Origin of the sequence: Giesbergeria anulus (assembly GCF_900111115.1) — a bacterium.
In the GTDB taxonomy this organism is placed as follows: domain Bacteria; phylum Pseudomonadota; class Gammaproteobacteria; order Burkholderiales; family Burkholderiaceae_C; genus Simplicispira; species Simplicispira anulus.
On record NZ_FOGD01000015.1, the window covers coordinates 1 to 11228 of the forward strand.

9 protein-coding genes are annotated in these 11228 nt (G+C 60.2%); 6 read left to right on the plus strand and 3 right to left on the minus strand.

Features of this window, described 5'->3' with window-relative positions:
• Positions 1-350 precede the first annotated feature (350 nt).
• Positions 351-2075: an FAD-binding and (Fe-S)-binding domain-containing protein gene (locus BMX55_RS14740; RefSeq protein ID WP_281242849.1), complete on the plus strand. Its 1725-nt coding sequence runs from the start codon at positions 351-353 to the stop codon at positions 2073-2075.
• Between the two features lie 49 nt (positions 2076-2124).
• A complete protein-coding gene (gene lldP, locus BMX55_RS14745; protein ID WP_091459071.1) occupies positions 2125-3771 on the plus strand; it encodes an L-lactate permease in 1647 nt (548 codons plus the stop codon).
• Between the two features lie 12 nt (positions 3772-3783).
• Here lldP and BMX55_RS14750 read toward each other — a convergent pair whose 3' ends face one another.
• From BMX55_RS14750 to ybiB, 3 genes are all read right to left on the minus strand, one after another.
• Positions 3784-4557: a GGDEF domain-containing protein gene (locus tag BMX55_RS14750; RefSeq protein WP_091459017.1), complete on the minus strand. Its 774-nt coding sequence runs from the start codon at positions 4555-4557 to the stop codon at positions 3784-3786.
• A gap of 13 nt (positions 4558-4570) precedes the next feature.
• Complete coding sequence (locus BMX55_RS14755; protein ID WP_245751503.1) at positions 4571-5626, minus strand: RNA-guided endonuclease InsQ/TnpB family protein; 1056 nt, start codon at positions 5624-5626, stop codon at positions 4571-4573.
• A gap of 102 nt (positions 5627-5728) precedes the next feature.
• Complete coding sequence (ybiB, locus tag BMX55_RS14760) at positions 5729-6679, minus strand: DNA-binding protein YbiB (RefSeq protein ID WP_091459020.1); 951 nt, start codon at positions 6677-6679, stop codon at positions 5729-5731.
• Positions 6680-6836: 157 nt separating this feature from the next.
• Between ybiB and BMX55_RS14765 the strand changes: the two genes are divergently transcribed.
• The 4 genes from BMX55_RS14765 (at position 6837) to BMX55_RS14780 (ending at position 11182) form a co-directional block, all read left to right on the plus strand.
• Positions 6837-7283 (plus strand): CBS domain-containing protein, encoded by a 447-nt coding sequence (locus BMX55_RS14765; protein WP_091459022.1) that lies wholly within the window; start codon positions 6837-6839, stop codon positions 7281-7283.
• Between the two features lie 47 nt (positions 7284-7330).
• Complete coding sequence (gene tsaD, locus BMX55_RS14770) at positions 7331-8383, plus strand: tRNA (adenosine(37)-N6)-threonylcarbamoyltransferase complex transferase subunit TsaD (RefSeq protein ID WP_091459024.1); 1053 nt, start codon at positions 7331-7333, stop codon at positions 8381-8383.
• Positions 8380-9639, plus strand: a complete 1260-nt coding sequence (locus BMX55_RS14775; RefSeq protein WP_091459026.1) for a putative Na+/H+ antiporter — start codon at positions 8380-8382, stop codon at positions 9637-9639. Before tsaD ends, BMX55_RS14775 begins: the two co-directional genes overlap by 4 nt.
• 124 nt (positions 9640-9763) lie before the next feature.
• Positions 9764-11182 (plus strand): efflux transporter outer membrane subunit, encoded by a 1419-nt coding sequence (locus BMX55_RS14780; protein ID WP_091459027.1) that lies wholly within the window; start codon positions 9764-9766, stop codon positions 11180-11182.
• The last annotated feature ends 46 nt before the right edge of the window (positions 11183-11228 follow it).

The window sequence follows — 11228 nt, forward strand, 5'->3', positions numbered from 1 at the left end:
CACGGCTACCGCATCAAGGACTTGGTGGAGCAGTTCAACGCCAAGCCGGCTGAAATCAAAGCCCTGTTCGCCAACCAGCTCGATCCCACACGCACAGCCGAGCTGCGTGCAGAGCTTCAGATGGCTGGACTGCCGATTTAAAGGAGGCGTTCAAGGCGGGTTGGTGAAGGCTCGGTAGTTGCACTTAATGTTGGCCGGCGGCCATGCAATGCAGGCCTGCACCGTCAAACGCAAGTTCAGTTGCACTTAATGCTGGCCTGAGGGCGCTGATAGACGCAGTTAATGTTGGCCCAGAAATGCGCTGAATGCAGGCCTGACGCTTTTCAAATGCAAGTCCCTACACCTACCCGTTGATAGAGGCCCCAGCCTTTACCACTAACCCCGTAGAAATGGAACGGCTGTGGAATGTGCGTAAAGGCACCTTTCCGGCGGTGGGGGCAGTGCGCAAGCCGGGCACCACGGTCATCATTGAAGATGTGGCCGTGGCGGTGGCCGATTTGGCCGCCTGCTGTTTGGATTTGCAGCAACTCTTTGCACGGCATGGCTACCACGAGGCCATCATTTTCGGCCACGCACTCGAAGGCAATGTGCATTTTGTCTTCACGCAAGACTTTGGCATCGAGGCTGAAGTGGCCCGCTATGCCGCTTTCATGGACGACTTGTGCCACACGCTGGTGCGCAAATACGATGCCTCCCTGAAAGCCGAGCACGGCACGGGGCGCAACATGGCCCCGTTTGTGGAGCTGGAATGGGGCACCCAAGCCTATGCCCTGATGCAAGAGATCAAGCAGCTTTTTGATCCGCAAGGGCTGCTCAACCCCGGCGTCATCATCAACAGCGATGCGCAAGCCCACTTGCAGAACCTCAAGCCCATGCCCGCTGCCGGGCAACTTTATGCACCAGTAGACCGCTGCATTGAGTGCGGTTTTTGTGAGCCGCAATGCCCATCGCACGGCCTGACGCTGTCACCGCGCCAGCGCATTGTGGGTTGGCGCGAACTGTCGCGCCGCGAGGCCGCAGGCGAGGCACCCGGTGCATTGGGCCAAGATTACCTTTACATGGGGCTGGATACCTGCGCCACCTGTGGCCTGTGTGCCACGGCCTGCCCGGTGGGCATTGAAACTGGTGCGTTGACCCGTGCCGTGCGCGGCGAGCAGTTGTCTGGGGTGGCCCGCAGCTTGGGCCATGTGGCGGCCAATCACTTTGGGGCTACCCAAGCGCTGGCGCGCACCGCGCTCAAGGCCGGCCATTGGGCCGAAGCCATTGTTGGCACGCAAACCCTGTCGCGCCTGACCGGCGGTGCTTGGAAAGAGGGCATGCCCTCCCCACAGCCGCTGGGCCGGGCCACCCGAACCCAAGGCGACAAGGTGGTGTATTTCCCGACCTGCGCGGGCCGCATGTTCGGTGCCGATAGCCCAGAGCAAGCCCTGTCTACCACCGTGATTCGGGTGTTGGAGCGCGCCGGTTACGCCCCCATCGTGCCCGACAACGTCAATAGCCTGTGCTGCGGCCAGTCTTTTGCCAGCAAGGGCTTGGCGCAAGACGCTGACCACAAAGCCGCCGAGCTAGAAGCCGCCTTGCTCAAGGCCAGCAACAACGGGGCTTACCCGGTCATCTTGGACGCCAGCGCCTGCTCATTGCGCATGAAAACCTTTTTGGCCGAGCGCCTCAAGGTGTATGACTTGGTGGAGTTTGCCCACGACGCGCTGCTGCCCCGCCTGATGCTGCACAAAAAGGCCGAGCCGGTGCTGATCCACCTGAACTGCTCGGCGCGCCGCATGGGCTTTGAGGGCAAGTTGCGCCAATTGGCCGCTGCTTGTGCCCACCAAACCGTGCTGCCCGCTGAAGTCAAGTGCTGCGGCTTTGGCGGCGACCGAGGCTTTGTTGTGCCCGAACTCAATACCCATGCCTTGCGCAAGCTGCACGCCGAGGTGCCTGCTGGTTGCTGCGGTGGCTACTCCAGCAACCAGACCTGCGAGGTTGGCCTGACCAACGCCACCGGATTGCCTTACCGCTCCATCGTTCATTTGCTCGATGAGTGCAGTGCCGAGGCCGCCCGCCTTGCCACCTGCTGATACCGATTACCCCTTCCCCCGTATCCCTACCCTAGGAGAACACACCACCATGCAACCCTGGACGCAAATCTACGACCCCTTGGGCAACCTCTGGTTGTCCTCGCTGATTGCCGCGCTACCCATCATCTTCTTTTTTATCGCGCTGGCTGTGCTGCGCATGAAGGGGCATGTGGCTGGCACCATCACTGTGGCGATTTCGCTGGCGGTGGCTATTTTCTTCTACAAGATGCCAGTGCCCATGGCGCTGGCCTCCGCCGGTTACGGTTTTTTGTATGGGTTGTGGCCCATTGCGTGGATCATCATTGCAGCGGTGTTTTTATACAAAATCACCGTCAAAACCGGGCAGTTTGACGTGATTCGGGCCTCGGTGGTGTCGATCACCGATGACCAGCGCTTGCAAATGCTGTTGGTGGGCTTTTCCTTTGGTGCCTTTTTGGAAGGTGCCGCCGGTTTTGGTGCGCCAGTGGCTATCACCGCCGCCTTGCTGGTGGGGCTGGGCTTTAACCCGCTCTATGCGGCGGGCCTGTGCCTGATTGCCAATACCGCCCCGGTGGCCTTTGGCGCGATGGGTATTCCAATCATTGTCGGCGGCCAAGTCACGGGCATTGACCCGTTCAAGATTGGTCAGATGGCAGGCCGCCAACTGCCCTTGCTGTCAGTGATTGTGCCCTTCTGGCTGGTTGCGATGATGGATGGCTGGCGCGGTATCAAAGAAACCTGGCCTGCCATTTTGGTGGCTGGCCTGAGTTTTGCCGTTACCCAGTATTTCACCGCCAACTTTATTGGCCCTGAGCTGCCAGACATCACCTCGGCCTTGGTCAGCTTGATCTGCCTGACGGTGTTTTTGAAGAACTGGAAGCCCAAGCGCATTTTCCGCTTTGACGACCAGCAACCCACCGCTGCAGACCTGCAAAGCCACCACAGCTTTGGTCAGATTGCCAAGGCGTGGTCGCCGTTTGTGATTTTGACCATCATGGTCACGATTTGGAGCCTCAAGCCCTTCAAGGCGCTGTTTGCCAAGGGTGGGGAGCTGTATTCGCTGGTGTTCCAGTTTCCGGTACCCATGCTCGACCAGTTGGTCATCAAGATGGAGCCTATCGTGGCTAAGGCCACGCCCTATGCGGCGGTATACAAGCTCGATATTTTGTCGGCCACCGGCACCGCCATTTTTATTGCTGCGCTCATCAGCATGATCGTGCTGGGCATGAAAACCAGTGAGGCCGCCAAGGCGCTCAAAGAAACCGTGGTGGAACTCAAGCGCCCCATCTATTCGATTGGCATGGTGCTGGCGTTTGCCTTTGTGGCCAATTATTCTGGCCTGTCGGCCACCTTGGCGTTGCTGCTGGCAGGCACTGGGGTACTGTTTCCGTTCTTCTCGCCCTTCTTGGGCTGGCTGGGCGTGTTCTTGACCGGCTCGGATACTTCGTCCAACGCACTGTTTTGCTCGTTGCAAGCTACCACAGCACACCAAGTGGGCGTTTCTGACACCCTGTTGGTGGCGGCCAACACCACAGGCGGCGTGACTGGCAAGATGATCTCGCCCCAATCGATTGCTGTGGCCTGCGCTGCGGTAGGCTTGGTGGGCAAGGAGTCTGATTTGTTCCGCTTTACCGTCAAGCACAGCCTGATGTTTGCCACGATGGTGGGCATTATCACTACGCTGCAAGCGTATGTGTTTACGTGGATGATTCCGTAAGGTTCATCTAGCTCAGGTGCCGGGCTGCTCGTACAAGCGCCAGCCGTTGCGCCCGGCGTTTTTGGCTTGGTACAGCGCGGCATCGGCACAGGCGATCAAGCCGTCCACATGGTCGGCATGGTCGGGAAACAGTGCAATGCCAATGCTGGTGCCAATCGAGGCAATGCCTGCCGCAAGGGCAAAGGGTTGCGCTAGGTTGTATACCAAGCGCCCCGCCAGCGCTTGGGCATCGGCCACCGTGAGCATATCGGGCAGGATGCACAAAAACTCATCGCCCTCCAATCGGGCCACGGTGTCTACTGCGCGCACAGCATCGCGCAGGCGCTGCGACACTTGGCGCAGCAGCTCGTCACCGGCGGCATGGCCCATGTTGTCGTTGACCCACTTGAAGCGGTCTAAGTCCATGTAGAACACCGCCAGCGGCAAGTTGCTGCGCCGCGACTGCTCCATACCCTGTTGCAGCCGGTCGCGGGCAATGGCCCGGTTGGCCAAGCCCGTCAGTGGATCGTAGTTGGCCAGCTCCAGCTCTTGCTTAGTGCGTTGCAGGTGGTCAATGGTGCATTGCAGTTCAAACTCCTTGACCTCGTGCTGCACCACCAGTTTGGCAAACGCCTCGGCCAGTGCGGCCAGCGTGGGCGATTCGGGGTGCTCAGAGACCATGTCCAGCAGTTCGGGCACGGCTTGCATGTCCCCTTGGTGTGCTATGCGCTCGGCCACCGCCAACAGTTGGGCCAGCAAAACAACATCAGAGGCTGCTGCGTTGGGAGAAGGTAGGTCGGTGGACATAGGTTCCTGAGCTTCATACTGCTAGACGGCGATGCCCCGCCGCAAGAATGTTGCGTGCTGCATTCACATCGCGGTCGTGTACCGCCCCGCAATCGCTGCACGTCCATTCTCTTATTCCAAGTCCTGCTCTACCTTTCGGACTGCTGGCGGGAATACTCCCGCAGCACGAGCAAGCCTGGGTTGTGTAGCTTTCGCCCACTACCTCGAAGACAATACCAGCCTGATGGCCCTTGTATTCCAACATCTTCTTGAGCGATGACCAGCCCGCATCTAGCGTGGACTTGGCCATCTTGGTTTTAACCAGCTTGGCACTGGCTACGTTGCCCACGAAAATGGCGGTGTTTTCTTGCACCAGCTTGCTACTGAACTGGTGCATATCATCTTTGCGCTGGTTTCTGATCTTGGCGTGAATGGCCTTGACACGCTTTTTCTTGTTTGCGCGCTGTGCTTTAGCTAAGACCAGCTCATGCTGGCGATACCAGCGCCCATGCAGTTTTTTCTCGTCTGAAGCGCTCAGGCCCAAGTCGATACCCACGGCGGCGGTACCGGGTGAGGCTTGAACTTCAACTTCTACCGCTACATTGAAATACCAGCGGCCCCGGCTATCCTCGGTGAACGAACCGCCGCACAGCTCATATTTAGACAGACCATAGCTATCCCAAAGACTCAATTTTTGGCCTGCAAAGTGGATTTGTCCGGCTTTGTATTTAGCGTGCCCGCCTTTGAAGGGTATCCAGCCCAGCGAATACTTGGATGATTTTGGATTGGAGACACGCCAGTTCAGTCGCGTTTTTTTGAACTGCTTGCGCCGCGTGGCGTATTCCACGCACACCCGTTGCACCGTGCCACTGCCCACGCTCACATCGTCGCACTTGCTATAGCCAGCGGTGCATTTTTGCAGGTCGTAGCCGGACAAGAATTTGGGCTTGCCGTGGAAAAGGCGCGCAGCTTTGGCTGAGACCTCGTTGATGTGGTTCCACACCTGATTGACCTCACGTGCCATCTGACGCAGCACTTTGGTGTGCTTGTCTTTGAGGCGCAGTTGGAGGGTTTTGGTGCTGGTACTCACGCCAAAGATCATAGGCTATGCTGCAAAAAAAACCACAGGCTGTACCAGCCTGTTCGCTCGAACCCCAAGGCTTGCCACGAAGATTGCGGTCAATCTCTGGGATTATGGCTGCGCTGGCGCAGACCCGAAAGCCATGCTGGCCGCCCCTTCGATTTGGGCGGTCAGGTGCAGGATGTGCTGCACCTGCCGTTGCAATGGCGCAGGCACTGGCAGACGGCCTTGCAGTACCTCTTGGGTGTAGTGGGCTGTGCTGATGGCGTCAATCTCGGTGGGCAGGCCGGGCACCTCGTTGGCCGTGCCTGCTTGCTGCTCCTCTAGCAACTGGTGTTGGCCCTGCACAAAGCCATCGTAGCGCGGCCAGCGGCGTGGGTCGGCGGCCACTTCGCCTTCCAGTCCGCGTGACAGCAGAGCATGGGCATCCAGCAGGCCAAAGGTGGCGCAAAGCCGGTCTAGGTATTCTGGATGGGTGTAGCTGGTCACGATCAAGGCTGGCCCCGCACAAGGATTCATCAGCTTGACCACGCTGTGGCCGGGGTTGCGCAGGCCAATGATTTGGCGCGCCGCCAACAACCGCGCCAAACCGGGGTGCAGGCTGGCGGTGTCGATATGGGCCACGCGGCCCGGTGCAATCGCTTCGGGGGCTGTCAGCGTGGCAATACCCAGTGTCTGCAACACTTCGGAGGCCAATACCCGGCGTGCCTCGGTGCGCATACCGTGCAACAGCACCGGCAAGCCTTCACGGGCCAGCAGCAACGCCAACAACGGCGTGAGCACCGGCAGCTTGCGTGCGCCGTTGTAGCTGGGCAACACCACCAGTGGCCGGGTGCTGGCCGGAAACAGCGCCAGCCGTGCCTGTGTGGCATCTAAAAAACCGGCCAGCTCGTCGGGGGTTTCGCTTTTGATGCGCATGGCCAGACAGAAGGCACCGATTTCTAAATCGCTCACTGTGCCGTCGAGCACTTGGCCGAACAAATCGGCCGCTTGCTCGCGGTTGAGTGGCTTTGCGCCGCGCGGGCCTCGCCCGATCTCTTTGATGTAATGGCCTATGCCCATGAGATGTCCTAGCCCCGCTGGGCGATGTTGAAAAGGGCCATTGTCTTTCAATCCGCATGGCCCAAAAATAGACGAATGCGGATAGCATGGGGCTTGCGCAAACCGGGTGGATTCTCCACACTGCACCGGGCGTTGTTGTGTTTTCTGGAGAATTTTTATGACTACTGTTGCTGATATTCTCAAGACCAAGGCTGACCCGGTGGTACACACCATCACCCCGACAGCATCGGTGTTGGTCGCATTGCAGCTTATGGCCGACAAGGGCATTGGTGCTTTGCTGGTGGTCGATGCCACCGATGCCATCATCGGCATCGTCACTGAGCGCGACTATGCCCGCAAGGTGATGTTGAAGGGGCGCACCTCTGTCGAGACCCGCGTCAATCAGATCATGACCAGTGCAGTGCTGTGCGTGCGCCCAAACCAGACGGTGGCCGAATGTATGGCTATCATGACCGAGCGCCACCTGCGCCACTTGCCGGTGGTTGAAGAAGAGGGTGCGCTGGTTGGGCTGGTGTCGATTGGCGATTTGGTCAAGAGCATCATCTCTGAGCAGCAATTCACGATTGCACAGTTGCAGCATTACATCCACGGCCAAAACGGCTAAAGGCGCAGTATGGGCAACCCCTAGGGGGCTGGCCTACACTTGCACGCATGAGTTCACTGATTTTAGGAATTGAATCTTCGTGCGATGAGACCGGGGTGGCCCTCGTGCGCAGTACCCCCGGCACAGCGGTACCCACGCTGCTGGCCCACGCCCTGCACAGCCAGATCGACATGCACCAAGCCTATGGCGGTGTCGTACCTGAACTGGCCAGCCGCGACCATATCCGCCGCGTTCTGCCTTTAACCAGCACTGTGCTGGCCGAGGCTGGGCACACGCTGGCCGATGTCGATGTGGTGGCCTACACCCGTGGCCCCGGCTTGGCGGGGGCGCTTTTGGTGGGCGCGGGGGTAGCCTGTGCGCTGGGGGCTGCGCTGGGCAAGCCGGTGCTGGGCGTACACCACCTAGAGGGGCACCTGCTGTCGCCATTCTTGAGTGCTGACCCGCCAGAGTTTCCATTTGTTGCACTGCTGGTGTCGGGCGGGCACACGCAATTGATGCGTGTGGATGGCGTCGGCCAGTATGAACTGCTGGGCGAAACCATTGACGACGCCGCTGGCGAAGCCTTTGACAAATCGGCCAAGCTGCTGGGCCTAGGTTACCCCGGTGGGCCAGCGCTGTCGCGCTTGGCCGAGCAGGGCCAGCCCGATGCCTTTAAGCTGCCACGCCCGCTGCTGCACAGTGGCAATTTGGATTTTTCGTTTGCGGGCCTGAAAACCGCTGTGCTCACGCAGGCCAAAAAGCTGGGCGGTGATCTGGAGGCGCGCAAGGCCGATTTGGCCGCCAGCACGCAAGCGGCGATTGTGGATGTGCTGGTCAAAAAATCCCTCACTGCACTCAAAGAGACTGGGCTGCGCCGTTTGGTGGTGGCGGGGGGTGTGGGGGCTAACCGGCTGCTGCGTGAGCAGCTCAATGCCGCCTGCCAGCGCCAGCAAATTCGGGTGCATTACCCAGAACTGCACCTGTGTACCGACAACGGTGCCATGATCGCCTTGGCCGCCGCCATGCGCTTGCAATCGGGCCAGCAACAGGCCACCACCACCTACGCTTTTGACATCAAACCCCGCTGGCCGCTCGATGCCTTGGGAGGAACCACGCCTTGACCGATCCCACCCCGATGCAACTGGTGGGCACAGCACTGTTTGCGCTGGCGGTGCTGCATACCTTTTCTACCAAGTTCTTTGAGCATCTGGCGCACACGCAGCCACGCCATGCCGGCATTTGGCATCTGCTGGGCGAGGTGGAGGTGGTGTTTGGCTTTTGGGCGATGGTGCTGATGGTGTGTATGTTTGCCATGAGCGGCAAACAAGAGGCCACCCATTACCTCGATACGCGCAACTTTACCGAGCCGATGTTTGTGTTTGCCATTATGGTGATTGCGGGCACGCGGCCCATTTTGCAGTGTGCCGCCGTTGTTGTGCAGCGGGCTGCACGCCTGCTGCCCTTGCACCCGCAAATGGCGATGTATTTTTTGCTGCTGGCACTGGTGCCCATGCTTGGCTCGTTGATTACCGAGCCTGCCGCCATGACGCTGGCCGCGCTGATGCTGCGCGATACCGTGTTTGTGCGCAATGTATCAACCCAGCTTCAATATGCCACGGTGGGGGTGCTGTTTGTCAATGTCTCTATCGGCGGCACCCTGACTCCGTTTGCCGCGCCGCCGGTGCTGATGGTGGCTAGCCAGTGGAACTGGGATTTGTGGTTCATCATCAGCCACTTAGGCTGGAAGGCTGCCGTGGCCGTGCTGATCAATGCGGGCTGCGCCATGCTGCTGTTTGGCCGCGAGTTGCGTGGCTTGGGCAAGCTCACTGCATCCACTACACCCCAAGTGCCTTGGCCGGTGATGTTGGTGCATTTGGTCTTTTTGGTGGGCGTGGTGGTGTTCTCGCACCATCCGGCGGTGTTTATCGGGCTGCTGCTGTTTTTTCTGGGTTTTACCACCGCCTACCAGCGCCACCAAGACCCGCTGATTTTGCGTGAGTCTTTGCTGGTAGCCTTCTTTTTGGCTGGGCTGGTGGTGCTGGGCGGCTTGCAACAGTGGTGGCTCAAACCCGTGCTGATGGGTATGGACGCCACGGCGGTGTTTTTTGGTGCCACCGCCCTGACCGCCATTACCGACAATGCCGCCCTGACCTATCTAGGCTCGTTGGTGGATGGTTTGAGCCAAGAGTTTAAGGTGGCGCTGGTGGCCGGTGCGGTGACGGGCGGTGGCTTGACGGTGATTGCCAATGCCCCCAACCCGGCTGGGGTGTCTATTTTGCGTGGCTATTTTGAAGACAATGCCATTCACCCACTGGGTTTGCTGGTGGCCGCCTTGCCGCCGACGCTGGTGGCGGTGTTGGCCTTCCGGGTGCTTTAGTCTGCGTTGGCCTTGGCACGGCTCGTCATAAAGCCGTGCTTTACCACCGGTTTATCTGGCGGTGGTGCAGCCGACAATGCGGCACTGCACAATGGGCGTTCTTGCCACGGCTGCACACACCTCCATGAACTTGTTTTTTTTCAACTCTGTTTCTCGTCCTGTGGTGTGCTGGGCGGGGGCGGCGTTGTTGTCGGCCACGCTGGCAGGTTGCGCTAGCCACCAGACAGCACAACTAAACGGCCTGCCAGATACCAGCGTGCCCGCCGCTTGGAGCGCGGCCCCAGCCAGCACAAGGGCAGACGCCGCTGCTCTGGCTGGGTGGTGGCAGCACTGGGGTGACGCCCCACTGCAAACCCTGATAGAGCAAGCCTTGCAGGCCAACCCCGATCTGCGCCAAGCACAAGCGGCGCTGCAACAAGCTCGCGCCCAAGTAGCAGTGCAAGCGGCCCATTTGGCCCCCACGGTCGATGCCAGCGCTTCGGCACAGCGCAGTCGCGCCAATAACAACACCAGTAACCGTTTTCAGGCCGGGCTAGATGCCAGTTGGGAGTGGGATATTTGGGGCCGACTTGATGCGGGCCTAGGTGCCAGCCAAGCCGATGCCCGTGCCAGCCAAGCCAGTTTGGCCCAAACCCAAGTCACGCTGGCTGCCGAAGTGGCACTGCAATACATCAGCGTGCGCAGCTTGCAGGCGCGGCTCGATATTGCCCAGCGCAACCTGACCAGCCAGCACGAAACTTGGCAACTGACCGATTGGCGCGTGCAGGCGGGCCTGAGCAGCTCGCTGGTGTTAGAGCAAGCCCGTGCCAGCACCGAGCAAACTGCCGCGCAAATCCCGCAACTCCAGACCAGCTTGGCCCAAGCGCGGCACGCGCTGGCGGTACTGACCGGCCAAGCCCCGGCAGCGCTGGATGTCCTGTTGGCACAGACCCGCACAGTGCCGCAACCCGCCGCCGATTTGGCATTGGCCCTGCCCGCCGAAACCCTGCGCCAGCGCCCCGATGTGCGCGTGGCCGAAGAGCGCATCCGCGCTGCTTTGGCGCGGGTGGCACAGGCTGATGCGGCCCGCTACCCCGGCTTTCGCTTGGGCGGCTCGATGGGTTTGAGTGCGCTCACTTTGGGCACGCTGGGCACGGGTGCCGCCGTAGCCAATGCGCTGCTGGCCAGCGTCTCGGTGCCCTTGCTGGATGGCGGCGCGGCCCGCGCCCAAGTGCGGGTGCAAGAGGCCGCTTTAGAGCAGGCCCGCATCGCCTATCAGGCCACGGTGCTCACGGCGCTGCAAGAAGTAGAAGATGCCCTTGTGGCCCTGCGTGGTGACCGCGAGCGCCTGCAACGCCTGCAAGCTGCTGCTGACGCTGCCCAAAACGCCGCCCTGCTGGCGCAGCAGCGCTACCGCAGTGGCCTGATCGACTTCCAATCGGTGCTAGAGACGCAGCGCACGCTGCTATCCACCCAAGACAGTGTGGCCAGCACCACCGCCAGCCTTGCTGCTGACCATGTGCGCTTGTACAAGGCACTGGGTGGCGGCTGGAAGCCCTCTTGATGCGCGCGCTCCAACCGTGCCTTGTCTGCTGCCCTGCACCGCCTCT